This is a genomic window from Pseudooceanicola marinus, from assembly GCF_020177265.1.
Taxonomy (GTDB): domain Bacteria; phylum Pseudomonadota; class Alphaproteobacteria; order Rhodobacterales; family Rhodobacteraceae; genus Pseudooceanicola; species Pseudooceanicola marinus_A.
Map to the genome: position 1 here is coordinate 113,159 of NZ_JAIVMC010000006.1, position 25,840 is coordinate 138,998.

A 25,840-nucleotide genomic window follows, 5' to 3' on the forward strand; every position below is an offset into this window, starting at 1 on the left:
ACTCCGGGGGAGTCTCCGGTACGGAGACGGGGGCAGCGCCCCCTCCCCCGCCTGGGCGCGCCTTGCGCCGGGCCTGAATTTCCCGGGCGGCCCCCGCGCCGCCACCGCCGAGAGGATGGGCGAGATGAAAGACGACGCACAGCGCATCGCGATTCCGCGCGCGATCAACTGGAACCGGTTGCAGGACGACAAGGACCTTGAGGTCTGGAACCGTCTGACGGTGAACTTCTGGCTGCCCGAGAAGGTGCCGCTGTCCAACGACGTGCAATCCTGGGCCACGCTGACCCCCGAGGAACAGACGCTGACGATCCGCGTCTTCACCGGGCTGACCCTGCTGGACACGATCCAGAACGCCGTGGGCGCCCCCGCGATGATGGCCGACGCGATCACCCCCCATGAAGAGGCGGTGCTGTCCAACGTGGCCTTCATGGAGGCCGTGCACGCGCGCAGCTACTCCTCGATCTTCTCCACGCTGTGTTCGACCAAGGAGGTCGACGAAGCCTTCCGCTGGTCCGAGGAAAACCCGCATCTTCAGGCCAAGGCCCGCGCCGTGCTGGAGACCTACGCGCCCGGCGCCGACCCGCTGAAGCGCAAGATCGCCTCCGTCTTCTTGGAAAGCTTCCTGTTCTACTCGGGCTTCTATCTGCCGATGTACTGGTCCAGCCGCGCCAAGCTGACCAATACCGCCGACCTGATCCGCCTGATCATCCGCGACGAGGCGGTGCACGGCTATTACATCGGCTACAAGTTCCAGCGCGGGATGGAGACCCAGACCGAGGCCCGCCGGCAGGAGCTGAAGGACTATGCCTTCAACCTGCTGTTCGAGCTCTATGACATCGAGAGCCGCTATACCGAAGAGCTCTACGATGACATCGGCCTGACCGAAGAGGTGAAGGTCTTCCTGCATTACAACGCCAACAAGGCGCTGCAGAACCTGGGCTTCGAGGCGCTGTTCCCGCCCGAGGCGGCGGAGGTGAACCCGGCGATCCTGGCGGCGCTGAGCCCCGACAGCGAGAACCACGACTTCTTCTCCGGCTCCGGCTCCTCCTACGTCATCGGCCGCGCCGTGGCGACCGAGGACGAGGACTGGGATTTCTGATCCCACCTGCCAGTCAGACAGCAAGAAGGGGCCCACGCGGCCCCTTTTTCATACGCAGACCCAGCGGGGTCAGAACATCCCCATCACCTGCCACCACAGGTAGTTCAGCGGGATCAGCGCCACCACCGTGACCAGTGTCAGTGCCAGGGTCATGCGCAGCAGGTGCGACAGGCTTTCCCCCGCCAGCCCCATGGCCACGATCAGCGGCCCTGCCTGGTAGGGGAAGATCACCGTCGAGAAGCCAACCACCTGGGTCATCACCACCGCGTCCAGCGTCAGGCCCGTCGCCTCCGACAGCTCGCCCGCCAGCGAGGTCAGCACCGCCGGCACGCCGGGGATCGTGGTGAAGACGCCGGTGACCATCGAAAGCCCCGACAGCGACAGGTAGTTCAGGAAGTCCTGCCCTTCGGCCAGCGGCAGCAGGCGCACGGCGGCATGGGCGATCACCTCGCCCAGCCCGCTGTCCTTCACCACCGCGCCCAGGCCGAGCGCGCCCGAGACGAAGAGCAGCGTCGCGAAATCACTGGAGCGGCGGAAGTCCGGCGGCGAGAGGAAGCCCACGCGCGGCAGCAGCAGCACGATGGAAGCCGCCATGCCGATCCAGGCCGGGCTGATGCCGTGCAGCGTATCGGTCATCCAGAAGCCCAGGGTCGCCAGTAGCACCGCCAGCAGCCAGATCTGGCGCGCGGAGCTCTCCTCGGACGTGTTGTCGTCGCTGGCCTCCCCCAGCTCGGCCACCCGCGCGGGGTAGAGCCGCGCCACCAGCCAGGTGATGACCAGCCCCTTCAGCAGACCCAGCACTGGGTAGTGCAGCGACAACCACTCCGCATAGCCCAGGCGCAGCCCGTAGATCCGTTCGACAGACCCCGCCAGCACCACGTTGGGGATGTTCGACGGCAGCACCCCGTAGCCCGCCATGTGAGAGCCGAAGGCGATGATCAGAGCGATGCCGATCCGCCCGTTCGATCCCTTGTCGAAGCCCAGCCGTTCGGCCAGCGCCATGCCCACGGGCATCAGCACCACCGCGCGGCCCAGCGACGAGGGCATGAGGAAGCCCAGCACCATCGCCAACCCCATCAGCCCAAGCAGAAGCACGCCGTAGCTGCGGCTGAGGTGCGGGCCGATGGCGAAGGCCAGCCGGTGACCAAGGCCCGAGCTGCGGATCGCCTCGCCGATGACGAAGCCCGACACGATCAACCACATGGCTTGCGAGGTAAAACCGGAGAAGGCCGCCTCGGGCGGGGCCAGCTCCAGGATCACCACGCCGGTCAGGAAGGTCAGGCTGGCCAGGTAGCCCGGCACCACTCCCGTGCCCCAGAGCGACAGGGTGAACAGCACCAGGCCCAGGGTGCGGGCCTGTACCGCTGGCAGGCCCATCGGGTTGGCCAGCGCCAGGGTCAGGGCGAGGAGGGCGATCAGCGCCACCAGGGCATTCTTGAACAGCGTCATCAGGGCGGCACCTCGTGTCGGGATCGGCAGCCCCCCGGTTCTAGACTGGCCCGGATGGATGATCTATCAATACATCATGTCCAAGGATGTAGAGTTTCGGCCACTCTTGCGCGGTGACAGCCCCGGGGCGCTGGTGGATCCGGCGCGCCCTGTCACCGCCCATGGCCGGCCGATCGAGGCCGGGCGCCGGGTGATGCCCCATGCCCACCCTCGCGCGCAGCTGATCATGATCCTGTCGGGCGTCATGCGGCTGGAGGCGGGCAGCGACACGTGGATCGTCCCTTCGGGCCATTGCGCCTGGGTGCCCGGCGGGCTGGACCATGCGCTGAGCAGCGAAACCGACATGGAGACCTGCAACGCCTTCATCGACCCGGCCCATGCCGGGGCCGCGCGGGCTGAAACGGCCTGCCGCGTCCTGCGCCTGACGCCCCTGCTGCGCGAGATGGCGGCGCGGCTGTCGGAGGCCGGGCGCAACGGCTCCGCCGGCCCGGAATGGCAACGGCTGGGGCTGGCGCTGATCGACGAGATCGCCCGGCTGGAGGTCAGTGATCTGGGCCTGCCGGGGGGCCGCGACCCACGGCTCGTCCGGCTGACCCGGCACCTGAACCGCACCCCGGCCGAACCGCGCGGTCTGGGCGAGCTGGCCCGCGAGGTGGCCGGCAGCAGCGAACGCAGCCTGGCGCGGCTCTTTCGCGAGGAAACCGGGCTGAGCTACCGGCAATGGCGCACGCGACAGCGGATGCTGGTGGCCATGCAGGCGCTGGACCAGGGGCAGAGCAGCGCCGAGGTGGCGGCGACGCTGGGATATGGCTCGTCCTCGGCCTTCATCGCCGCCTTCCGCCGGACCCTGGGCGCACCACCGCAACAGGCGCGGCGCCGGATGACCGGCGCAGGTCAGGCAGTGCGTCGGTCCGGGCCGCCATCGGGGATCGGCAACGCCTGAAGCGCCCGCGCCGTGCGGGCCATCAGCGCGCCCGTTTCACCACCCAGACGGCGGGCCAGCCGGTCATAGGCTCCCGCCACCCGCTCGGGTCGCTGGACCAGCGCCCGGCTGCGCGCCAGCGCCAGCGAGACCGCGCGGCGGGCGCCGGGGTCCAGCCCTTCGTCCGCCATCAGACGGTGGCACAGGGTGACGGCCCGGCCCAGCTCCATCAGCGCCTCGGCGCTGGCCAGCGCCTCTGCCCGCAGGGGGGCGGAATGCTGGGTCAGGCGCAGCAGCCGCAGCAGGCGATGGTACATCCGCGCCCGCCAGTGCAGCGGCCGGGCAACGGCGCCAGGGGCGGCGGCAATGGCCGCGATGTCCTCCAGCATGGCGCGGATCAGGGCGGCGCTGCGCCGGCGGGCCGAAGCGGGGAAGACCCAGCGATAGGCGCCGAAGGCCGCCAGAGGCGCCGCCACCACAGCCGCACCGGAGGCCAGCGAGGCACCGAAGCTGCCCGTCAGCGGCAGACCGGGGTGCAGCAACAGCAACATCACCATGTTGTAGTCGAAGGCCACCGCGACCGTGCGCCGGTGCCCCACCAGAAGCGGCCCCAGCAGGATGAAGGGCAGCACCATCAGCACCTGCTGCAATTCCGTCCCGGCCCAGGGCCAGACAAGCCAGCGGATCACCAGCGCGCCCAGCACCCCGAGGCACTGACCCAGGAAGACGAAGCGCATCATCCCTGCCGGGTTCTCGAAGGTGGAGAAGAGCGAGGTCATCACCGACAATCCCAGAAGCATGTAGCCAAGCGCCGTCCAGCCCGTCAGCATCCACAGCAGACCGAAGAGCAGCAGCGTGCCGCCCGCGCGCAGGCCCGCCTGGGTCGCGCCGGGGCGGTCGCGATGCGGGATCACCGGATAGCCGGCGGCGGCGTCACCATCGGGCACGGCGGCGTCGGGCGCTGTCGCCCAGCCAGACAGGGCGGCCTGCAGCGCGGTGAGGTTGGCATGGGCCTCCGCCTCGGGTGGCAGGGCCTGCAGCCCCGGGGTGAGGGCCTGTGCCGCCCGGCCCGCATTGCCGTGGCGAAGGGCCTGCGCCGCCTTCGACAGGGCCGCAGCGGTCGCCGGTCGCGGCACGGCAGGCCCGGTGAACAGCAACGACATCGCCGACAGCAGCAGCGAACGCGCCGCCCGGGTCCGGGCCCGGGCGCGGGGATGGCCCGCGCCATGGGGCTCCAGAGCGTCATCCAGGGCCGCGATCCGCGCCAGCAGCGCGGCATCGGCCTCACTCGCGCCATGGGCCGCGCGCCGCCCCTGGGCCACATGCTCCAGCAGGTCGGCCAGCAGTTCCGCGATGGTGGCACGCAGGTCGGCACCGTTGGCCGCCGGCGTCCACAGCAGGCCGACGAGGGAGGCGGTCAGCACCCCGGTCAGCACCGTCGCCAGCCGGTCCGCCCCAAGCGCCAGCACCTGGTCGGGGTGCCCGGTGTCCAAAAGCGCCACCATGGCGGCAGTGTAGCCCGCCAGCACCGTGGCATAGGCCACGAAACCGCGTTGCAAGTTGCCGATGGCCGTGCAGGCGCCCACCCAGGCCGCCAGGCCCGCCACCAGGATCGCCGGATGCACCTGCATCCCCAGCACCAGCAGAATGCCCACGGCGGTGCCGCTGATCGTGCCCAGCAGGCGGAACAGGCTCTTCTCCAACAGCTGGCCGCGCAAGGGTTGGGCCGCGGCCCAAACGGTCATGCCGGCCCATTGCGGATGCTCCAGCCCCAGCCCCCAGGCCAGCAGGAAGGCGATGCAGACCGCCACGGCGGTCCGGGCGGAAAACAGGGTGCGGGGGGCGTCGAAGCCCAGGCGGGTCAGAAGGTCATGCATGATGCGGCGGTCAGTCGGTTGCGGAAGAGACGGAGCCGGGCGCGGCGAGGACGGCGGAGAGGCGGCTCTCGATCCGCTCCATACCGTCACACATCCGCTCCAGCGTGGCATCGTCGAGGTCGGCCAGAAGGACCTCTTCCAGCTCGCCCACCCGGGTGCGGATGCGGGCAACCTCGGCCCGGCCCGCGGCGGTCAACAATAGGCGGCGCGCACGGCGGTCCCGGGGATCGGGGGCGCGTTCCACCAGCCCGCGCCCTTCGAGGATGTCGATCAGTCGCACGAGGGTGGAGGCGTCCAGCCCCACGCGGCGGGCCAGGTCGACCTGGCTGATGCCGTCGCCGCTTTCGGCGAGGTGGATCAGCGGCGTCCAGGTGGCATCGGTCAGCCCGGCCTCGGCCAGTTGCTGTTCGACCGCGCGCCGCCAGGCGCGGGCCAGGGTGACGAAGCGAAAGCCGAAGCGATCGCGCACTGGGCGGGCATCATGGCGGGGCGCATCGGGTCGGGGCGCGTCAGGAGACGAGGGATCTGTGCTCATGCCCCACTCCTTGCGCCACAAATGATTTGGACTGCAAATCATATTGACGCATACGACCCTTGCCCTGGGCGCAAACCGCCGCCCCGCAGCGCCCGGCCCCCGCCGGACGCGCAGAAGCGCGGCAAATGGCATTGCGTCGATCAAACAAGCGGCAGCGCGGCAAAATATGTGACTTTTCACCGAGCCGCACGCTACCCGCCGCCCGCCGCCCCGCCTAGGATCACCGGATCAAGCCGGAGTGAGCCCATGCGCGACGCCATCGCTGCCCAGGAATTCGCCCATGTCGAGGCCTTTCGTGCCGGGATCAAGTCGATCTGCGGCGCCTATCACGTCGAACCCTGCCCCCGGGGCTCTGGCTTTGCGGCCCGCGCCGGCCTTGCCCGTGTCGGCGGGCTGGAGATTGCCCGAGTCGCCCTGACCGCCCGCGAGGTGCGCCGCGATGCCCGCGCCATCCGCCGCGACGAGGCCGATCATTTCGTTCTGACCCTGCAGCGCCGGGGCGAGGCGCAGATGCTGCAGGGGGAACGCCAGACGACGCTGCGGGCGGGCGACATGTTCTTGTCCGACGCAGCCCTGCCCTCGCTGTTCGATTTCGGAGGCGCGGCGGCGGAACAGCTGTCGGTGCACCTGCCACGGGCCGAGATGACCAGCCGCTTCGGCGCGCTTGCGCGCGGCGGGCTGTCGATCCGGCGCGAGGACAGCCTGGCGGTAGCGATGACGGCCCTGCTGCAGCGCGCGCAGGAGGAAACCCCGCCGCAGATTGACGAGGCCTTCCTGTCGCTCGTGGGGGCCTGGCTGCAGGATACCGCGCGGGGCGAGACCCGGCGCGATGCCCGCGCCGACGGGTTGCTGGGCCAGGCGCTGACGCTGATCAACCTGCATTACCGTGACCCCGATTTTGGCCCCGGCGCCCTGGCCGAACTGCTGGACGTGGCACCGCGCCGGTTGCAGCGCGCCTTCGCCCCCCTGGGCGAGACGCCGCGCGACCGCATCCTGGCGACCCGGCTGGACCAGGCGCGGCATCAGCTGGAACACCGCGGCGGGCGCAACGTCTCGGACGTGGCCTGGGACATGGGCTTTGGCGATCTGTCGCATTTCTACCATGTCTTCCGCGCCCGCTTCGGCCATGCGCCGGGCGCCACCGTCGCGCCGGGTGACGCATAGGGCCAAAGCCCGCGACGCCTGCGCCCAAGACCCCTGCCCCGCGCAGCCCCTAGCCTGCTGGTCAACAACGCCCCGCAGGACAGAGGACTACACAAATGGCACTGGATCAGGACGCCCCCGGCCCCTACCCGATGATCATCGGCGGCAAGCCGGTCACGACCGAGGACACCTTCGCGGTCACCAACCCCGCCACCGGCGCCGTGGTCGGCCACGCGCCCCAGGGCACCGCCGCGCACTTGGAGGATGCCGTGGCTGCCGCCCGCGCCGCTTTCCCCGGCTGGGCCGCGACGCCCGACGCGGACCGTGCCGCCGCCTGCCATGCCATCGCCGCCAAGATGGAAGAGCACGCCGAGGAACTGGCCCGCCTGATCACCCTGGAGCAGGGCAAGCCCCTGGGCGGCGTCGGGTCGCGGTTCGAAATGGGTGGCGTCAGCGCTTGGAGCCACTACACCGGCACCCTGTCGGCGCCGATGCAGGTGCTGGTGGACAGCGACAAGGAACGGGTCGAAATGCACCGCCCGCCGCTCGGTGTCGTGGGCTCGATCACACCGTGGAACTGGCCCGTGCTGATCGCCACCTGGCACATCCTGCCCGCCATCCGCACCGGCAACACGGTGGTCGCCAAACCCTCGCCCTATACGCCGCTGTCGACGCTGCGCTTCGTCGCCCTGATGAACGAGGTCCTGCCCGCAGGCGTGGTCAACGTCGTCTGCTCGGACGAAACCGCCGACAACCTGGGCGCCCTGATCTCGGGGCACAGCGGCATCGACAAGATCGTCTTCACCGGCTCCACCGCCACGGGCTGCAAGGTGGCGGCCTCGGCCGCGCCCAACATGACGCGGATGACGCTTGAACTGGGCGGCAACGACGCGGGCATCGTCCTGCCCGACGTGGACCCTGCGGCAATCGCCGAAGGTCTGTTCTGGTCGGCCTTCATCAACATGGGCCAGACCTGCGCCGCGCTGAAACGCCTTTACTTGCATGAAGACGTGCATGATGCCGTCTGCGAGGCCTTTGCCGCCTATGTGAAAAACATCCCCCTGGGCGACGGGTTGGACGAGGGTTCTGTGATGGGACCCATCGCCAACCAGATGCAGTTCGACAAGGTCGCTCGGCTGGTGGCGGATGCGGCGCAGAAGGGCACCGTGCTGACCGGCGGCGCCCCGGGCGAGGGGCTGTTCTTCCCGCTGACGCTGATCTCCGGCCTCGACAACGGCGATGCCCTGGTCGACGAGGAACAGTTCGGCCCCGCCCTGCCGATCATCAAGTACCGCGACCTGGACGAGGTGATCGCCAAGGCCAACGCCGGGCCCACCGGGCTGGGCGGCTCGGTCTGGTCGGCGGATGTCGAGGCGGCCAAGGCGATCGCCAAGCGGCTGGATTGCGGCACGGTCTGGATCAACCAGCACGGCATGATCCGCCCCGATGCCCCCTTCGGCGGGCGCAAGATGTCGGGCGTCGGCGTGGAATTCGGCCAAGAGGGCCTGAACGCCTACACCGACATCCAGACGATCATCGCCTGACGCCTTTCCCTTTACAGACCGGCCCGACACGTCGCGGGCCGGCAGACCAACAGGATCCGAAAATGACCAAGATGGACAAGACCCAGAACGGCATGACCCGGCGCAGCTTCATCGGCCACATGGCCGTGGCCACGGGCGTCATCACCACCGCCGCCGGCACGCTTGGCGCCTCGCTGAACCCGGCCCATGCGCAGGACGGCACCTTCGACTACGTGATCGTGGGGGCGGGCAGCGCGGGCTGCGTGCTGGCCAACCGGCTGACCGAGGAAGGCAAGACGGTGCTGCTGCTGGAGGCCGGCGGGCCGGATGACACCGACATGATCTGGACGCCGATGCGGGTGATCGAGCTGTGGAATTCGCCCTATGACTGGGCCTATTGGACCGTGCCCCAGGCCCATGCGCAGGACCGCGAGCTGTTCTGGCCGCGCGGCAAGACCCTGGGCGGGTCCTCTTCGCTGAACGGCATGATCTACGTGCGTGGCTCTGCCACCGACTATGATGGTTGGGCGGCCCAGGGCAACGCGGGCTGGAGCTGGGACGAAGTGCTGCCCTACTTCCTGAAATCCGAGGACTATTCGGGCGACCCGTCGCCCATGCACGCCAAGGGCGGGCTGCTGCATGTCACGGCGGAAATCCAGCCGCATGAGATCAACAAGGCCATGGTCGAGGCCGCCGTGCAGGCCGGGCACGCCTACAACCCCGACTGCAACTCCGGCGACCAGATGGGCGTGGGCTTCTGCGATCTGAACACCCGCGACGGCAAGCGCCAGTCGACCGCCGTGGCCTTCCTGCAACCGGCGCTGGAGCGGCCGAACCTGACGCTGATGACCAATGCCCGCGTGCATCGGGTGGAGATCGAGGACGGCCGCGCCACCGGCGTGACCTACATGCAGGCGGGCGAGATGCACACCGTGTCGGCCGCATCCGAGGTGATCGTCTGCGGCGGCGCCATCGAAAGCCCGCGCATCCTGATGCTGTCGGGCGTGGGCCCGGTCGACCACCTGGGCGAGATGGGCATCGAGGTGAAACACGCCCTGCCCGGCGTCGGCCAGAACCTGCACGATCACACCCTGCTGCCCGTCACCTGGGAGGCCGAGGGCCAGGTGCCCCCGCCCCCGCATATGGGCATGACGCCGCTGCACACGCATCTCTTCGCCAAGTCCTCGCCGGATCTGCCGGAACCCGACATGCAGCCCCTGGGCCTCTTCGGCCCCTATTACGCCCCCGAGCAGGACGCCAGCGTGGCCAATGCCTTCACCTTCAACGCGGGCGGCGTGAAGCCCACCTCGCGCGGCGAGGTGCGTCTGTCCTCCGCCGATCCCGAAGACCGCGTGCTGCTGGATCCCAACGTGCTGGCTACCCAGTATGATGTCGACACCCTGGTCGCCTGCGTGAAGATGATCCGCGAGATCGCTAAACAGCCCGCCCTGTCGAAATGGATCAAGCGGGAGATCTACCCCGGCCCCGAGGCGCAGAGCGACGCAGAACTGGCCGACTATGCCCGTTCGGCAGTGATGAGCTATCACCACCAGTGCGGCACCTGCAAAATGGGCAGCGACGACATGGCCGTGGTCGATGCGGAGCTGAAGGTGCATGGGGTCGCGGGGCTGCGCGTGGTCGATGCCTCGATCATGCCCTTCGTCACCACCGGCAACACAAACGCCCCGGTCATCATGATCGCAGAAAAGGCCGCCGACATGATCAAGGGCGCCTGAGGCGCCGCATCAACAGAAACGAGGGGCCGGGCGCGGGATGCGGCCCGGCCACTTCGTTTGCCCGGACTTCCCCAGCCCGGTTCAGGAGGCGCGGGCGGCTTGCTGCCCGGCGCAGTCGTCCTCGCCCCGGGCGGCGGCCAGGATCATTGCGGCGGCGCGTTCGGCGATCATGATCGTGGGGGCGTTGGTATTGCCCGAAGTGAGCGTCGGCATGACGCTGGCATCCACCACCCGCAGCCCCTGCAGCCCATGCACCCGCAGTTGCGGGTCGACCACCGCGCCCTCGTCCACGCCCATGCGGCAGGTGCCCACGGGGTGATAGATCGTGTCGGCCCGGGCGCGGATGTGCTGTTCCCACTCGGCATCGCTCATGTCGTCGTGCATCCCGTGCAGTTCGCGCTCGCGATAGGGGGCCAGGGGCGCGCCCAGCATCAGCTGCCGCGCCTGGCGGGCGCCCGCGATCAACAGGTCCAGATCGCGGCGGTCCGACAGATAGGCCGGGTCGATCAGCGGATCGGCCAGCGGATCGCCCGAGGCCAGGCGGACCTGCCCGCGCGAATGGGGACGCAGCACGCAGACGTGGCAGGAATAGCCATGGCCGAGATGCAGCCGCCGGACATGATCGTCGACCATGGCGATGACGAAATGCAGTTGCAGATCGGGCCGGTCCACCTGCGGGCTCGACCGGAAGAAGGCCGCGCCTTCGGCAAAGGGCGTGGCGGCCATGGACCGCCCGTCGCGGCGCCAGCGCGCCAGGTGGCGCAACAGCCGGGCACCGGCGCGCAGCCCGATGCCGAAATTATCGGTGTCGCGGCTTTTCCAGGCCAGGATGAAATCCAGATGGTCTTGCAGGTTCTGCCCCACCCCCGGCAGTTCGTGCCGCATCTCGATGCCGTGCGGGGTGATGTCCTCGGGCCGCCCGATGCCCGACAGTTGCAGAAGCTGGGGCGAGCCGAAGGCGCCGCCCGCCACGATCACCTCGCGCCGGGCGCGGATCTGCTGCACCCGCCGCCCGCGCCGGATCTCGACCCCCGTCGCCCGGCGCCCCTGCAGCAGGATCCGCTGAGCCCGGGCGCCGGTCAGCACCGTCAGATTGGCGCGCTGCCCCATGACCGGGTGCAGATAGGCCGCCGCCGCCGAACAGCGCTCGCCATTGCGGGCGGGGTCGTGGAACTGGGTCACCTGGAACAGCCCGATCCCCTCGTTGTCGCCGGTGTTGAAATCGGCCCGCTCGCGCAGCTGCAATTCCTGCCCCGCCGCGATGAAGGCCCGGGTGATCGGGCGCGGCGCCTTCTGGTGCGACACCTGCAAGGGCCCGTCACCGCCGTGAAAGGCATCGGCCCCGTCCTCATGCCCCTCGGCGCGGCGGAACCAGGGCAGCACGCTGTCCCAGTCCCAGCCCTCGCAGCCCAGATCGGCCCAGCCGTCGTAATCCTGCCGCTGGCCGCGCACGTAAAGCATGGCGTTGATCGCCGAGGATCCGCCCAAACCGCGCCCCCGCGGCTGGTAGCCGCGCCGCCCGTTCAGTCCGGGCTGGGGCACGGTGTGAAAGGCCCAGTTGTTGATCTTGCCATAGCCCGGAAGCATGGCCACCGCCCCGGCGGGCATCCGCACCAGAATCCCGTCGCCGCGCCCACCGGCCTCGATCAGGCAGACGCTCAGTTCCGGGTCCTCGGACAGGCGCGCAGCCAGGGTCGCCCCGGCGGAGCCGCCGCCGACGATGACGTAGTCGAAGTCCATCTTTCCCTCCCACAGCGGCCCCCTCCCCCGGGCGCCTCTGCGGGCGATAGTGGCGCGGGGCACGCCATCCGTCGACATCCGTATGGGATTGGGCCGCCACCGGGACGCAACGTCGGCCAGACTGCCCCCTGACATATTAGGGATCCCAAGGGCCGTGGGAAACGCTCGGCCCGTCGGACCGTGCGCGATCAGATCAGCGGGCGGGTGGTGATGGGGCGGTCCTCCTCCATCTCGGCCAGTTCGCAGAGGCCGGAATAATCGAGGATCTTCATCGCCCCGCTGCGCCAGTCGGCCAGGCCGCGTTCGCGCATGGATTTCAGCGTCTTGTTGGTGTGCACCAGCGACAGGCCCAGGGCATCCGCCAGGTCCTGCTGGCGGTAGGGCAGCGGCATCTCGCGGTTCTTCACCATCCCCAGGGCGGTGCCGCGATCCTGCAGGCGCAGGAAGGCGCGGGCGATCCGCTGTTCGGCGCTCATATGTCCCAGCATGGCCAGGCTTTCCCCCAGGAAGCGTTCCTCGACAGCCGAAAGCCAGGTCAGGTCATAGGCCCGTTCGGGCTGTTCCTCGAAGAGCGACCATAGCGCGGCCCGGTTGAAGACGCACAGGCGCATGCGCGTTGTGGCCTCCACCGTGTGGTACATCACGTTCATCACCCCGGCCTGAAGGCCGATGAAATCGCCCGGCAGGACGAAGTTGATGACCTGCCGTTCCCCGGTCTCCAGGGTCTTGTAACGAAGGCCCTGACCCTCAAGCGCGGTATACAGGTGCGGGGCGTTCGCGCCCTCCATCATCAGCTGCGCGCCGGCCTCGACCTCCAGCTCTCCGGTCTTGAAGTTACGCATGAAGGCCAGTTCGGATTCTGACATGTCATCGAACAGCGGGCGGGGGCGCAGCGGGCAGTTACGGCAATCGGTCGCCAAGGCATTAATCCTCTTCAGACTTGTCACAGTTTAATGCGCCGGAAGCCAAGTTGTTCCAGACGGGGGGATAACGAAAGGAGAATCATGACCTATTCCCCCGACCGGGCCGGCGCTGCCGACCTTCCGGTCTACCTCGTGTTGGAGGGCGATCTGCTGATCGCGACGGACATTGCCGATGCGCTGAGCGCCCATGGGCCCTGCCGTGTCCTGCACGTCACCTCTCCCGAAGAGATCGCCGCGGCGATCGAGGCCGAACCCGCGCTGGCGGCCGCCTTCCTGGAGATGCGCCTGGCCCAGTTGCAGGACATCGGGCTGGCCGAAACCCTTCACGCGCGCGGTGCGCGCATGATCCTGACCGCCGGTGAGGCGGACATGGACGCGGTGCTGGACCTTGGCTGGTTCATGCTGCTGCGCCCCTTCAGCGACGAGATGATCCGCGCCGTCCTGCCGGTGCCGCAAAGCGCCTGAGGCGCCTCCCCTGACAAAGCGCCGCCGGAGGAAGCCCCGGACGGTTCGCTTCGCCCATTCTTTCGAAAATCTGCGCTTTCGCATTTCACCCGTCGCGGCAGGCGGTTACTCTGTCGTGACAGCAAGGGAGGCCCGCGATGGCGTCTGAAAACCTGACCGAACGCCAGCCTGACCAGACCCTGGGGCAGCTCGCCTATGACAGCATCCGCTCGGACATCCTGAAGGGCCATTTCGCCCCCGGCAGCCCGCTGCGCCTGCAGGCGCTGAAGGAACGCTACGGGTTCAGTTTCTCTCCCCTGCGGGAGGCGCTGAACCGGCTGCAGAGCGAACAGCTGGTGGTCTCCTACGCCGCGCGCGGCTTCCGTGTGACGGAGATCTCGCTGGAGGAGATGTGGGATGCGATCGACACCCGCATCCTGATCGACTGCGAGGCCTTCCGCCGCTCGATCCGCCGGGGCGACGACGACTGGGAGGGCCGCGTGATGGGCGCCTTCCATGCCCTGTCGCGGGCCTTTGAACGCAACCTGGAACTGGGCGCGGAGGTGACCGAGGACCAGGTGCACCAGCTGGAGGACCGCCACCGCGCCTTCCACCATGCGCTGGTCAGCGAAAGCGGGTCGAACTGGATGAAGGTCTTTTCCACCCAGCTCTACAATCAGACGCAACGCTACCGCTGGCCCTATTTCAGCACCAGGGGCGGCAATGTCTTCCTGAAGAAATCCTACCTGGCGGAGCATCGCGAGATCGCCGAACGGGCCGTGGCCCGGGACGAAGAGGCCGCCGTGGCGCTGATGGCCAAGGGGTTCCGGCGCACCGGCGAGATCATCGAGAGCCTGCTGAAGGGCGAGGATGAGACCGACCGTGGGACCTGATCGGGACGCCTGACCGGCGCCCCACCCCATGCAAAAGGCCCGCGCTGTTGGCGCGGGCCTTTGTCGTTTCCGGCGGGCCGGCTGCCGCGCTAGCGGATCATGCCGGGCAGCCAGGTAGCCAGCCCGGGCCAAATCACAAGGGCCAGGATCAGCAGGATCGAACAGGCCAGGTAGGGCAGCACGGCGCGTGCGATCTGGCCCAGCGTCGTGCCCTTGGGCGCCACCCCCGCCATGACGAACAGCAGCAGGCCGAAGGGCGGCGTTGCCAGGCTCATCTCCAGTGCCAGCAGCATGGCGACGCCGAACCACACCGGGTCGATCCCGTACATCTGGGTCAGCGGGATGAAGATCGGCAGGGTCAGCATCATGATCGACAGCTGGTCCATGAACATGCCCAGCACGATGAGCACCGCCAGCATCGCAGCCAGCATCCCGTAGTGGCCCAGATCGAACCCCGTGGCGAAGGAGATCATGCCCGAGGACGCCCCCGAAAAGGCCAGCAGCTGCGAGAAGGTGGTGGAGCCGATGATGATCATCAGCATCATGCCCGAGACCTTCAGCGTTCCCATCATCGCTTTCATCAGCACCTCGACCGACAGCTTGCCATAGCACAGCGCCAGCACGCCCACCGACACCGCGCCGAAGGCCGCGGATTCCGTGGGCGTCGCCCAGCCCAGCAGGATCAGCCCGATCACCGAGAAGACCACGAGGCTCATCGGCAGCACATTGACCGCCAGGGTGCGCAGGACGGTTGCCAGCGGCGGGCGATCGACGTCGTAGGAGGGCGCGGCGTCGGGGTCCAGCGCGATGGAAATGCGGATCACGGCGACGTACAGTGCCATCAGGATCAGCCCGGGGATCAGCCCCGCGATCAGCAACCCGCCCACGTCGATCCGTGCCAGCGAGCCCAGCAGAACCGCCAGCGAGGACGGCGGGATGATCATCGCGACGCCCCCGGTGGCGATGATCGGCCCCATGATGAGGTGCGGCTTGTAGCCCCGGCGCAGCATGTCGGGCATCAGGGTCGAACCCAGCATCGCCGTGTTCGCCATCGACGAGCCCGAGAGCGTCGCGAACAGCGTGCCGCCCCCCACGGTCATGTAGCTAAGCCGCCCGCGCAGGCGGCCGAAACACATGTCCAGCGCGTCGAAGACCCGCACCGCCAGGCCGGTGTGGAACAGCAGCTCCCCCATGATGGTGAACAGTGGCACCGGCACCAGCGAGAAGGTGGTGATCGAGTCGGTGGCGTTCGACACCAGCTGGTCGATGCCGCCGAAGCCACCCATGAAGACCAGCACGCCCAGGGTATTGATCGCCAGGAAGGCCACGGCCACGGGCATGCCGAGGAACATCAGAAACAGCAGGCCGCCCAGCAGGAGGGCGGTGGCGGAATACCACTCCATCATGCGCCCCCCGCCGAGCCGGTGTAGACCCGGCCGCGCAGCGCAAGGCGCAGGAACTCGACGGCGGTCAGCGCCAGGCCCATCGACAGCCAGGCGTAGAGCAGCCAGCCCGGCAGGGTGACAGACCGCATGTCCATGTTGCCGGCGGCATAACGATCCCAGCCCACGGCGCCCGCGCGCCAGGCCAGCACGGCCAGCACCAGCACCGACAGGATCTGCACCGCCATCGACACGGCGAAACACAGCCGCGTCGGCATCATCGAGGTGAAGGCGGTGATCGCCACATGCCCGTTCTCGCGCACCAGCCAGGGGGCGGCGCAGAGGGTCGAGTAGAGCATGGCATATTCCGAAAGCGCGCTGGTCGACTGGAAGGGACGAAAGCCGGTGTTGCGCAGCACCACGTCCACCACGATCATCAACGTGATCCCGAGGAGACTGAGCGCCCCGGTGGCGGCCAGCAGCGTGATGGCGCGGTCGTATAGCCTGGCCATGGGTCTTGATGTCCTGTTGTCTTGAAAGAGAACGGGGGCGCTGCCTGGGCGCACCCCCGTCAGGGTCAGCTCAAAAACCGACGATCATTCCTGGTAGAAGGCATCGCGCAGGGCGTCGTAATGCGCGCTGTCCGAGGCCTGCAGACGGTCCCAGGCGGAGCCATAGGCGCCGTCGAGGTAAGCCTGGGCCGCCTCGCCCTCCAGGGTGATGACCTCGATGCCGCCCTCCTGCACTGCCGCGTCGGTCTCCGCCGTCACGCTGGCCAGGCGATCGCGCGAGGTCAGCTCGTAGTTCAGGGCGGCGGCGTCGATGATCTCGCGCGCCTCCTCGCTGAGGCCCTCATAGCTTTCGGGGTTCATGAAGATCACCAGGTCGGTGTTGAAGAAGCCCGGATCAATGCGATATTTCAGGTACTTATCCCAGGACATATCGGTCACGCCGGCGATCGGCCAGCCGATGCCGTCGAAAGTGCCACGTTCCAGCCCGGTGTAGACCTCCGGCACGGGGGCGGAAACGGGCACGGCGCCAAGGCTCTCGAAGAAGGCCTGGTAGATCGGCTGCGAGCGCAGGCGTGCGCCGTTCATGTCGACGCTGCCATCCTCGCCCACGGTGGGTTCGTCCACCGACCAGATGTGGAACTGCAGGCCGGACTGGCCAAGGGCCATCAGTCGCACGCCCAGACGCTCCAGCAGGATGTCCTGCATCAGGTCGAAGCCGCCGCTTTCGCGCGCCACTTCCGGCGTCACGTTGGAGCCGACCAGCGCGTCGATCTCGGGCGCCGAGCCCAGGTGATAGGTCGAGGGGCCGTACTGGATGTCGACGATGCCACGTTCCACCGCATCGACCTGCTGGGTCGGCGGGAAGACCTCGGGGCCGCCCATCATCTGGATCTGGACGACGCCTTCGCCGGTCTCGTTCACCTCGTCGACGAAGTTCAGGAAATCCTGGGTCCAGAACATCGGCACGGGGAAGGCGCTGACGGCTTTCAGCACTTCCTGGGCCTGGGCAGCACCGGCCTGCAGGCCGAGGGCCGCGAGGGCGGCCAGGGCGAAACGGCCTGCGGGGCGGGCCGGACGTCTGGGACGGCTTTCGTGGGTCATGGGTCTCTCTTTCCTGTTGGGTAAGACGCCGGTTGTCCGGCTTGTTGCCCCTGCCTCGCTCAGGCGGGACGGGGCCTTGGGATAGGTCGATGATCCTGCCGCCCGGGCGAGGGAGTCAAAACCTATTTTGCACAATTGAGATTTCTTTCGAAAATCTCACCGAGTGCTGTCGCACGCGGCCCAATTTCTCAGCCCGCGCGCAGAAGGGACTCAACCGTCAGGCGACGGGCGGGCGCATCAGATCCTCGGCCTTCAGCCGTTCGGCCAGGGCCCGCAGCTTCGCCTCGCGGTAGGCGGCCACGTCCATGCCCTCGTAGTTGAGGAAGCCCTGGCGGGTCTTCAGGCCGATATGGCCCGCATCCATGTTGTCGCGGATGACCTGCGGCGCCTCGTAGCGGGGGTTGTCCAGCGCCTTCGACAGGTATTCGGAAGCGTAATAGAGGATGTCGCCCCCGCCCCAGTCGATGAACTCCAACAGCCCCAGCACGGAGAAGCGGAAGGAGAAGCCATAGCGGATCGCCTTTTCCAGGTCTTCGGCGCTGGCGACGCCTTCCTCGACCATGCGGGCGGCCTCGTTCATCGCGACCTGCTGGATGCGCGGGATCATGTAGCCCGGCGCCGCGGCGCAGGTTACGGGCACCTTGCCGGTCGCCTCCAGCAGGGCCGACAACTGGGCAGTGACCTCGGGCGCGGTGGCCTTGCCCGGCGACAGTTCCACCAGCGGCACCAAGAAGGCCGGGTTCAGCCAGTGGGCGTTGAGGAACTGTTCCGGCCGCGCCAGGGCGGGCGACAGGTCATCCACCAGGATGGTGGAGGTGGTCGAGGCCAGGATGGCATCGGGTTTCATCAGCGCCTCGGCGCGGGCCAGAGCCTCGCGCTTCAGCTCGGGCACCTCGGGGAAGCCTTCGAAGACCACGTCGGCCGCACCCAGGGCCTCGGGCGCCGCGGCCTCGGGCACCACGGCCACCCGGGCGGCAATGGTCGGCACCAAGGCTGCATCGAACATGCCGAAGCGGGACATCATGGTCAGGGTCTCGGTGATCTCGGCCCGGGCCTCGGCCCCCAGCCGGTCGAAATCAGCCGCCTCGCGCGGCTTGAAATCGACCAGGGAGACCGGGTGACCGGCATAGGCGAAGACCAGGGCGATCCCCCGCCCCATCCGGCCCGCGCCGAGACAGGCGATGGTCTGGGTCATGCCGAGGGTCCTTCCGCCTTGGCCTTCAACTCGTCCATCGACAGGCCGCCCAGGCCCACGGCGGACAGCGGCCGACCGGTCTGCATGAAGTCCTGATGGTTGATCACCCCGCCCAGGGTCATCAGGGCGCGGGCCACGGGCACGTCGATGCCCGCCACCTCGGCCATGGAACAGATCAGCGACAGGCCCAGGCGGGTGTCTTCCATCATGTAGCGATGCGCGTGCAGGTCGATCTTCTCGCGCCAGTCGCCACTGTCGGTCAGGTTGGCGCGGGCCTCGCGGTCATACATCCACATCTCGCTGTCATCGCGGTAGTAGTCGGCCAGCGGGAAGTGCGGCGCGCCATAGCCGAAGGCCTCGCGCACGGCGATGCGTTCCGCGTCCAGCTGGTCGGTGACGGTGCGCACGCAGGGCTGGGTGCCCTCGTTGTGAATGTCCCAGGCCTCGAAGTGCTCCAGCGGCGCCGCATTCATCATGATCAGCGGCGAGTGGATGATGGCGCCGGCGTTCATCAGCGCGGCGGACAGAACGTCCTCGCAGCGCTCGATCACGCCGGGGAAGGCCGTGTCGATCACCTTCAGCGCGCGATCCGTGTCGGCCACCGGGTAGACGCCCGTGGGCAGGCGTACGGCACGGGTGGAGATCACGACCTCGGAGAAGTCATGCTTGCGCACCAGCCAGGGCAGCGTGCCGGTCTCGGCGAAGGCGACGCCCTCCAACGTGCCGGCCTCGCGCGCGGCATTGGCCAGGATCATCGTGCCCAGCGTGCCCGGCGGCAGGTAGATCACCATGCCCGGTTTCAGGTGCGGGGCGATGACGGTGGCCAGGTCGGCATGGGCCGGGGCCGGGATCGGGCAGAGGATCAGTTCCGCCCCCTCCAGCGCCTCGGCGATGTCGCTGGTGACCAGCGCCAGCTTGCCCTCGTGGGTGCCCTTGCCGTCGCGCACGGTGATGGTGTCGCCGCGCTTGGCGTGTTCGGCCACATCCTCGGGGTTGCGCCGCCACAGGTGCACGTCGTGCCCTGCCAGTGCGAAATCCCCTGCCCCGGCGAGCGAGCCGTTGCCTCCACCCAGAATTGCGATCTTCATCTTGTCCTCGCTGTCGTTCCGAGGCGGCCTGTTGCGGCCGCCCTCTCGTCTCTGTCCCCGCCAGCAAGCCCCGGGGGCTGCACCTCCGTCAACAATTTTTTATAAAATCCTATTTTTGTATAAAATATTTCGCGCGCGCGCCCAGCATCACGGCAGATTGGCCGCCGCCAGAACGGCAGAACCGCCCGCGGCGGAGGCCGGGGCGGCGGTAAACAAATTCGCATGAGGCATGAGGCGCGCAGGGAATCGTCCGGTCGGGCAGACACACCGGGCAGCGCAGGCCCGGCAGACGGGCCGATGCGCCACCCGGTGGCACGGCCCCCAGGGGACTGCGAAACGCACCGGGGACGATGAAGGTCCGCCCACAGCCCTGTCCGTGCATGCCGCCGGTTCTGCCCGCACCGAGGGGCCATGACCATCCCCCGGATCAGGTGGGGTGCGACCGGCCTCGCAGCGTCACGGCCTCGCAGATCAGCCGCGCGGACGCGGCTGGCGCCCCAGCCACAGCGCCATCAGCTCGGACCGGCTGGAGACGCCGTACTTGCGAAAGATCCGCTTCACGTGGTCATGGGTCGTATGGGGGCTTTGCCCGTTCGCATGGGCGATGTTGGCCTCGCTGATCCCCTGCAGCAGACCCGCCAGCACCCGATGCTCGGTTGGCGTCAGCCGGGCCGAGGCGATGCCGATCCCGTCGCTGACCATCTGCTGGCGATAGAACCACGCCAAGCCCCGCAGACAGAAGCTGGCCAGCCGCAGATCGGCCCGCGTGAAGGGCTCCTGGTCGAACCCGCGGTGCAGGCCGATGAACAGCTCTGCCTCGGCGTTCACCGGAATCGCCGCCCAGATGGAATCGCGCCGGTCGATCGCCGCGTACCATTCCCGGTAGGCCGGGCCGTTGAACCAACCGTCGGGGGCCAGGTCGCTGAGCAGCAGCACGCGGTAGCTGCCGGCCAGCTCCGCATTGCGGGTCGTGGTGACATCCGGGTGGCCCACGTCCATACGCTCGAAGGCCTCGGCGATCCGGCGCTTGATCTCCTTGTCGGGGTTCAGCACCGTCAGGCTGTAGGGGCGCCAGCCAAAAAGCGGATCATCCGCCGGCCCGTCGGGCAGGCGCACGCAGCCGATCCAGTCGGCATTCTTCGCCCCGGTCAGCGCGCAGAGCCGCTGCAACAGGTGCAGCTTCGACTCACTCGCCTGGCCGGCGTCGAAACCCGACAGCTCATCCCAGAGGCGAAAGACCTCCGCGGCCTTTTCCGCCGGGATGTCACCAAGGATTTCGGAGGGATCCTCCACCTCGAGAGGCGGGTAGAGCCGTGCCCCACCGGAATTCGCATTCACGTCGATCTGCCCCTACGTCATCGTCTTTTCCGATGTCGGGAATTACTGAAATTACGAACTGGTGCAATACTTGCGGCGGTGAAGACGGCCCTTTTGGTCGCGAATTTCAAACAGCTGTTGCAAATTACCCCGTCACCAGGTGTCGGCCATGCTGTCGCGCAGCCGTGGCGCGGCGTAGTCGACGAAGGCGCGCAGCTTCTGCGGCACCACGCCACCGCGATAGAGCAAATGCACCGGCCAGCGCGGCGGCTCGAAGTCCTCCAGCAGGATGCGCAGGGTTCCGGCCTTCACCAGCGGCGCCACCTGGTAGGACAGGACCCGCGTGATCCCCAGCCCGGCCTCGGCGGCCAGGATGGCGGTGTCGGCGGCGTTCATCGACAGGCGGGACCGGACCCGCACGTGGCGTTCGGCCTCCCCGTCGGTGAAGGTCCAGCGGTCCGACCGCATGATGGACTCAAACGACAGGCAGTCGTGCCCGGCCAGATCTTCGGGCGTTTCAGGCACACCGCGAGCCTCCAGGTAGTCGGGGCTGGCGACGACCACCTTGCGCACTTCCCCCAGGCGGCGGGCGCGCAGGGCACTGTCGGTCAGGTTGCCGATGCGTACCGCCGCGTCGATGTGTTCCTCGCCCAGGTTGATCGGCCGGTCCGTCTGTTCCAGCCGCACATCGACCGCCGGATGATCGCGCAGGAACTCTGTCACCACGTTCAGAACGTGGATCCGACCGAAACAGATCGGCGCGGTGACGTTCAGCAGGCCCTTGGGTTCGCGGAATTCGCCCGCCACCATCCGCTCTGCCTCGCTGATCTGTTCCAGGATGCTGCGGCAGGCGGCCAGGTAGGTCTCCCCCGGTTCGGTCAGGCTCAGCCCGCGCGGCGAGCGCAGCACAATCTGCGTGCCCAGCTCCTGCTCCAACTCGGCCACCCGGCGGCTGACCGTGGCCAGCGGCATGCCGGCCCTGCGGGCGGCGGCAGAGAGGCTGCCGGCATCCACGGCGGCAACGAGCAGGGACATGGCGGCGAGGCGATCAGACATGCTTCCACTTTCCGAGAGGCTACTTCCCGACAATGCTGCCTACTGCCGCAATCCGGAACCCGTATATCCCTCTCACAACATCACAGTTGAAGGATCAGACGATGTCCCGCCTTTCCATTCCCGCCACGATCGACGCCGCCCCCGAAGCCTCGCGCCCGCTGCTGGAAGGGGTCAAGAAACAGCTCGGCAGCGCGCCGAACCTGTTCCGCCTGGCCGCGCAAAGCCCCTCGGCGCTGGAAGGCTACCTCGGCCTCTACGCCGCCGTCGGCAAGGACAGCCTGGGCCTGGCCACCCGCGAACGCATCGCCCTGGCCGTCGCCCAGTACAACGGATGCGGCTACTGCCTGTCGGCGCACAGCTACGTCGGCGCCAACCTGGCGAAGCTCTCGCCGGAGGAGATCGCCGAGAACCGCAAGGGCCGGTCCACCGATGCCCGCGCCGATGCTGCCGTGACCTTCGCCCTGAAAGTCGCCGAAAGCCGGGGCCATGTGTCCGGTGCCGACCTGACCGCCGTGCGCGACGCGGGCTACGCCGAGGCGCAGATCATCGAGATCGTGCTGAACGTCGCCCTCAGTGTCTGGACCAACTACCTCAACGAGGTGGCGCAGACCGACATCGATTTCCCCCTGGCCGAAGGCGTCAGTGCCTGAGGCCCGCGGGCGGCCGCGCCCGTCCCGCGGCCGCCCACCCGTTTCCGACGCCCCCGTCCCTCCCAAGACACCGCCCGCAGGAGCCCCGTCATGCCCCGTCCCCCGCAGCCCCCCTTCACCGCCGAGACCGCCGCCCAGAAGGTGCGCCTGGCCGAGGACGCCTGGAACAGCCGCGACCCCCAGTCGGTGTCGCTGGCCTATACGCCCGACAGCCGCTGGCGGAACCGCGATACCTTCCTGACCGGCCAGGCCGAGATCGTCGCTTTCCTGACCGAGAAATGGCGCCGCGAGACCGCCTATCGCCTGGTGAAGGAGCTCTGGGCCTTCACCGAGACCCGCATCGCCGTGCGCTTCGCCTACGAATGGCGCGACGCGGGCGGGCAATGGTATCGCTCCCACGGGAACGAGAACTGGATGTTCGACGACACCGGGCTGATGGCCGAACGCCACGCCTCGATCAACGACGAGAAGATCGCCTCGCTCGACCGGCTGTTCTACTGGCCGCAGGGGCGCCGCCCCGACGATCACCCCTCGCTCAGCGAGATGGGGCTGTGACCATGACCAACCCCATGGACGTGGCCTTCAGCCCCGCCGTGCGCGCGATGCAGCGCGCCCGGGGATCGCGCGAGGCCTATCAGCGGATGGAGGACCGGCGCCCCTGGCCCGCCCGGTTGACGCCCGAGATCGCCGGCTTCGTCGCCCGCCAGACCTCGGTCTTCCTGGGCACCGCCAATGCCGCCGGTCAGCCCTACATCCAGCACCGTGGCGGCCCCGCAGGGTTCCTGAAGGCGCTGGACGACAGCACCCTGGGCTTCGCCGACCTCGAAGGGAACCGCCAGTACATCACCCTGGGCAACCTCTACGAGAACCCGCGCGCCGTGCTCTTCCTGATCGACTACGAGGTGCCGCGCCGGGTGAAGATCTGGGGCCGGGCCCAGGTGGTCGAGGATGATCCCGCCCTGCTGGCGCAGCTGGCCACCGAAGGCCAGCCCGCAGGGGCCGACCGGGCCATCGTCTTCGACATCGAGGCCTGGGATCTGAACTGTCCGCAGCATATCCCCCGCCGCTTCGGCATGGGGCGCATCGCGACGCTGCTGGCCGAACGGGACGCGCGCATCGCCGCGCTGGAGGCCGAACTGGCCGCCGCCCGCATGGGCCAAGACAGCGACTCGGGCAGCTAGGCTCGGAGCGCCCGAAGACGAGGACCGAAGGACCAATTCCGGGGACGCCACCCCGCTGCCACCGGCCGGACGCCTGTCCGCCCGCCAGAACACCCTGTGCGACACGCCTGCCAGTCCGAAAGGAGACGAGCCATGCCCGCGCCGATACATCCCGGAGAGATCCTGCCCGAGCCGCCGATCCTGCGGCCCACGCCGGGCACCCCCGATCCCTTCGCCCCGGGCCGGTGGCGTGACGGGTCAGGCCACGGCGGCACTGCGATAGGCGCCCGGGGTCTGGCCCGACCAGCGCTTGAAGGCGCGGGTGAAGGCGCTTTGTTCCGAAAATCCGGTCAGGAAGGCAATCTCCGACAGGGAGTAGCGCGTGCCAGAGACCAGCTGATGCGCCAGTTGGCGGCGCGCCTCGTCCACCAGCGACTGATAGGTACAGCCCCGTTGCGACAGGCGCCGCTGCAGGGTGCGCGCCCCCATGCCCAGCGACTGGGCCACCTCCGACAACTGCGGGACGCCGCCACTCAGCAGCTTGGCGATTTCCTCCACCACCCGCACCTCCAGCGGCACCTCCGCGCCGGCCTCGGCCGCTGCATCGGGCAGCACGCTGTCCAGATGGTCGGTGAAGAAGGCCCAGATCGCGGGGTCGCCTTTCAGCGTCGGGCGGTCGATATCCTCCAGCGCGAACTGCATCCCGTCGATCTCGGCGCCGAAAACCGGCTCCACCCCGAAATGTGCGGTCAGCGCGTCGATCGAGCCGCGCCGTTCATGGGCGAACTGCACCCGCACCGGCGAGATGTCCGCATCCGCCGTCTCGCGGCACAGGGTCAGGGTCGTGCCAAGGGCGGCCTCGTTCGACAGGATACCGCCCAGACCTTCCTTGCGGGGTTTTTCGTGGGTCCAGCAGAACACGCCCTCTTCGGGCCGGTCCACGGTCGCAAACAGGGAGACCTGGTTGTGCAGACGGGTATAGCGCCCCATGCGGGTGAAGGCCTGACGCAGGGTCGGCGCCGACTTGAAGGCCAGACCGAAAGCGCCCAGCTCTTCGCAGCGCATCGAGGCGCAGACGCGCATGTGAAAGGTCAGATCCGGCCATTCACTGTCGGCGATGGCGTCCAGCAGGGCGTAGTAGCGTTCAGCGGGCAGCATGGTAGCGGGGTCCTGCAGGTCGTCCGGGGACAGCCCCACGATTTCGTACAGGCGGGACCGGTCCGGGACATGCACCGCATGGTCGATCTGCTTGCGCGCGTAGAACGCCGATACCATCCCGTTTGTCACCCGATCCCCCCAAGCTGCGGCGCAGCCCCCCGGCCGCAGGCGCCCGCCCCGTCACGCGATCCAGCCCCCGCCGGACCCGTTTGCGCGGACGTGAGTGTTTTCACCCGCATTGGCACATCGGGTCAAGGATTTGACATGCCGGGTCAAGACCGAGGCGTTCAGCGGCACCTAAGGTCAGGTCATTCGAGGGGCATATGGCGCAAGAAACCCGCTGAGCACTGCGACCGCGCCGCTCTCTCGACCGTCCCGGCCCGCAAGGGCCATGCCTCCGATCCGGGCCCCGGGGCCCGGATCACCTGAACACCGAAGAATGACCCGCGGGGAGGTCCCGCTGCCCGGTCCGAGGCCCTCTGACCGCCCCGATGCCCCACGCCTGCGCCCTCCCCGCGCCGCAGGCCAGCCTGAAAGGAGATCCGCCATGTCCGCCCCCACGCCGCTCATCGTGCTGCCCCCGCTGCGCCCCACCGATCACCCCCCTCGCCCCCGCTGGGCGCGCAACCGGCGCCGCAACCGGGCAGCCCTGACCTGGGGCCTGCGTGTCGCGCTCTGCCTCGGGCTGGCGAGCCTGGGGGCCGGGCTGGCGCTGGCCGCGGGCGCCCTGCCGCCCGCGCCCGGCGGCACGGCCGGAACGATCGCGGCCTGCGCCCTCGACATCGGCGCACCCGACGCGCCCGCGGAGGACATGCGCCCCGATGGCGCTCTCATGACGGTGCCCGGCCCACTCATCCGGGGTTGAGCACCGCCTCGGCTGGCGGCCGCCCCCGCTCCCCGGCGGCGCGTCAGCCCCCTGTCCGGTCCCCTCCCCGTT

24 protein-coding genes are annotated in these 25,840 nt (G+C 68.7%); 11 read left to right on the plus strand and 13 right to left on the minus strand.

Features of this window, described 5'->3' with window-relative positions; all coding sequences use genetic code 11:
* The first annotated feature begins 124 nt into the window (after nt 1-124).
* Nucleotides 125-1,099, plus strand: coding sequence for a class 1b ribonucleoside-diphosphate reductase subunit beta (gene nrdF, locus LC066_RS11410; protein WP_222478967.1), 975 nt, complete (start codon nt 125-127; stop codon nt 1,097-1,099).
* A gap of 69 nt (nt 1,100-1,168) precedes the next feature.
* Here the strand turns inward: nrdF and LC066_RS11415 are convergent, their stop codons facing one another.
* Nucleotides 1,169-2,548, minus strand: coding sequence for an SLC13 family permease (locus LC066_RS11415; protein ID WP_224899002.1), 1,380 nt, complete (start codon nt 2,546-2,548; stop codon nt 1,169-1,171).
* 58 nt (nt 2,549-2,606) lie between these two features.
* On the opposite strand from LC066_RS11415, the gene LC066_RS11420 reads away from it, so the two are divergent.
* Entirely contained in the window at nt 2,607-3,491 is an 885-nt protein-coding gene (locus LC066_RS11420; protein ID WP_224899004.1) for an AraC family transcriptional regulator, read from the plus strand.
* Here LC066_RS11420 and LC066_RS11425 read toward each other — a convergent pair.
* Nucleotides 3,443-5,347 (minus strand): FUSC family protein, encoded by a 1,905-nt coding sequence (locus LC066_RS11425; protein WP_224899006.1) that lies wholly within the window; start codon nt 5,345-5,347, stop codon nt 3,443-3,445. The genes LC066_RS11420 and LC066_RS11425 overlap by 49 nt on opposite strands.
* 10 nt (nt 5,348-5,357) lie before the next feature.
* Complete coding sequence (locus tag LC066_RS11430) at nt 5,358-5,882, minus strand: MarR family winged helix-turn-helix transcriptional regulator (protein WP_224899008.1); 525 nt, start codon at nt 5,880-5,882, stop codon at nt 5,358-5,360.
* A gap of 246 nt (nt 5,883-6,128) precedes the next feature.
* Here LC066_RS11430 and LC066_RS11435 point away from each other — a divergent pair, with 246 nt between their 5' ends.
* The 3 genes from LC066_RS11435 to LC066_RS11445 all read left to right on the plus strand — a co-directional run bounded on the left by LC066_RS11435 (nt 6,129) and on the right by LC066_RS11445 (nt 10,284).
* Entirely contained in the window at nt 6,129-7,046 is a 918-nt protein-coding gene (locus LC066_RS11435) for a helix-turn-helix domain-containing protein (protein ID WP_222478958.1), read from the plus strand.
* Between the two features lie 95 nt (nt 7,047-7,141).
* Nucleotides 7,142-8,569, plus strand: a complete 1,428-nt coding sequence (locus LC066_RS11440; protein WP_224899010.1) for an aldehyde dehydrogenase family protein — start codon at nt 7,142-7,144, stop codon at nt 8,567-8,569.
* 62 nt (nt 8,570-8,631) lie between these two features.
* Entirely contained in the window at nt 8,632-10,284 is a 1,653-nt protein-coding gene (locus LC066_RS11445; protein WP_224899012.1) for a GMC family oxidoreductase, read from the plus strand.
* 81 nt (nt 10,285-10,365) lie between these two features.
* Here the strand turns inward: LC066_RS11445 and LC066_RS11450 are convergent, their stop codons facing one another.
* Both LC066_RS11450 and LC066_RS11455 read right to left on the minus strand, forming a co-directional pair.
* Nucleotides 10,366-12,024 (minus strand): GMC family oxidoreductase, encoded by a 1,659-nt coding sequence (locus LC066_RS11450; protein ID WP_224899013.1) that lies wholly within the window; start codon nt 12,022-12,024, stop codon nt 10,366-10,368.
* Between the two features lie 188 nt (nt 12,025-12,212).
* Nucleotides 12,213-12,890: a Crp/Fnr family transcriptional regulator gene (locus tag LC066_RS11455; RefSeq protein WP_224899015.1), complete on the minus strand. Its 678-nt coding sequence runs from the start codon at nt 12,888-12,890 to the stop codon at nt 12,213-12,215.
* 138 nt (nt 12,891-13,028) lie between these two features.
* Here LC066_RS11455 and LC066_RS11460 point away from each other — a divergent pair, with 138 nt between their 5' ends.
* Together LC066_RS11460 and LC066_RS11465 are read left to right on the plus strand one after the other, a co-directional pair.
* Nucleotides 13,029-13,412: a hypothetical protein gene (locus LC066_RS11460; RefSeq protein WP_224899017.1), complete on the plus strand. Its 384-nt coding sequence runs from the start codon at nt 13,029-13,031 to the stop codon at nt 13,410-13,412.
* Between the two features lie 137 nt (nt 13,413-13,549).
* On the plus strand, nt 13,550-14,284 hold the full coding sequence (locus LC066_RS11465; protein ID WP_222478946.1) for a GntR family transcriptional regulator: 735 nt from the start codon (nt 13,550-13,552) through the stop codon (nt 14,282-14,284).
* Nucleotides 14,285-14,373: 89 nt separating this feature from the next.
* Here the strand turns inward: LC066_RS11465 and LC066_RS11470 are convergent, their stop codons facing one another.
* From LC066_RS11470 to LC066_RS11500, 7 genes are all read right to left on the minus strand, one after another.
* Entirely contained in the window at nt 14,374-15,687 is a 1,314-nt protein-coding gene (locus tag LC066_RS11470; RefSeq protein WP_224899020.1) for a TRAP transporter large permease, read from the minus strand.
* On the minus strand, nt 15,687-16,178 hold the full coding sequence (locus tag LC066_RS11475; RefSeq protein WP_222478944.1) for a TRAP transporter small permease: 492 nt from the start codon (nt 16,176-16,178) through the stop codon (nt 15,687-15,689). The genes LC066_RS11470 and LC066_RS11475 overlap by 1 nt, the downstream gene beginning before the upstream one ends.
* A gap of 84 nt (nt 16,179-16,262) precedes the next feature.
* A complete protein-coding gene (gene dctP / locus LC066_RS11480) occupies nt 16,263-17,279 on the minus strand; it encodes a TRAP transporter substrate-binding protein DctP (RefSeq protein ID WP_224899022.1) in 1,017 nt (338 codons plus the stop codon).
* A gap of 217 nt (nt 17,280-17,496) precedes the next feature.
* Nucleotides 17,497-18,474 carry a 3-hydroxybutyryl-CoA dehydrogenase gene (locus LC066_RS11485; protein ID WP_224899025.1) on the minus strand — a complete coding sequence of 326 codons (978 nt, stop codon included), beginning with the start codon at nt 18,472-18,474 and terminating at the stop codon, nt 17,497-17,499.
* Nucleotides 18,471-19,562 carry an NAD/NADP-dependent octopine/nopaline dehydrogenase family protein gene (locus tag LC066_RS11490; protein ID WP_224899028.1) on the minus strand — a complete coding sequence of 364 codons (1,092 nt, stop codon included), beginning with the start codon at nt 19,560-19,562 and terminating at the stop codon, nt 18,471-18,473. Before LC066_RS11490 ends, LC066_RS11485 begins: the two co-directional genes overlap by 4 nt.
* A gap of 471 nt (nt 19,563-20,033) precedes the next feature.
* Nucleotides 20,034-20,900, minus strand: a complete 867-nt coding sequence (locus LC066_RS21525; protein ID WP_222478936.1) for a response regulator transcription factor — start codon at nt 20,898-20,900, stop codon at nt 20,034-20,036.
* Between the two features lie 132 nt (nt 20,901-21,032).
* Nucleotides 21,033-21,935, minus strand: a complete 903-nt coding sequence (locus LC066_RS11500; RefSeq protein ID WP_224899030.1) for a LysR family transcriptional regulator — start codon at nt 21,933-21,935, stop codon at nt 21,033-21,035.
* A gap of 101 nt (nt 21,936-22,036) precedes the next feature.
* Here LC066_RS11500 and LC066_RS11505 point away from each other — a divergent pair, with 101 nt between their 5' ends.
* The 3 genes from LC066_RS11505 to LC066_RS11515 all read left to right on the plus strand — a co-directional run bounded on the left by LC066_RS11505 (nt 22,037) and on the right by LC066_RS11515 (nt 23,766).
* Nucleotides 22,037-22,585, plus strand: coding sequence for a carboxymuconolactone decarboxylase family protein (locus tag LC066_RS11505; RefSeq protein WP_222478931.1), 549 nt, complete (start codon nt 22,037-22,039; stop codon nt 22,583-22,585).
* A 90-nt stretch (nt 22,586-22,675) separates the two neighbouring features.
* The gene (locus LC066_RS11510; protein ID WP_224899033.1) at nt 22,676-23,140 is read left to right on the plus strand and encodes a DUF1348 family protein; all 465 of its coding nucleotides are present in this window, start codon (nt 22,676-22,678) and stop codon (nt 23,138-23,140) included.
* A 2-nt stretch (nt 23,141-23,142) separates the two neighbouring features.
* Nucleotides 23,143-23,766, plus strand: a complete 624-nt coding sequence (locus LC066_RS11515; protein WP_224899035.1) for a pyridoxamine 5'-phosphate oxidase family protein — start codon at nt 23,143-23,145, stop codon at nt 23,764-23,766.
* Nucleotides 23,767-24,003: 237 nt separating this feature from the next.
* Here the strand turns inward: LC066_RS11515 and LC066_RS11520 are convergent, their stop codons facing one another.
* Complete coding sequence (locus LC066_RS11520; RefSeq protein WP_224899038.1) at nt 24,004-25,020, minus strand: AraC family transcriptional regulator; 1,017 nt, start codon at nt 25,018-25,020, stop codon at nt 24,004-24,006.
* A 430-nt stretch (nt 25,021-25,450) separates the two neighbouring features.
* On the opposite strand from LC066_RS11520, the gene LC066_RS11525 reads away from it, so the two are divergent.
* Nucleotides 25,451-25,768: a hypothetical protein gene (locus LC066_RS11525; RefSeq protein ID WP_224899041.1), complete on the plus strand. Its 318-nt coding sequence runs from the start codon at nt 25,451-25,453 to the stop codon at nt 25,766-25,768.
* The last annotated feature ends 72 nt before the right edge of the window (nt 25,769-25,840 follow it).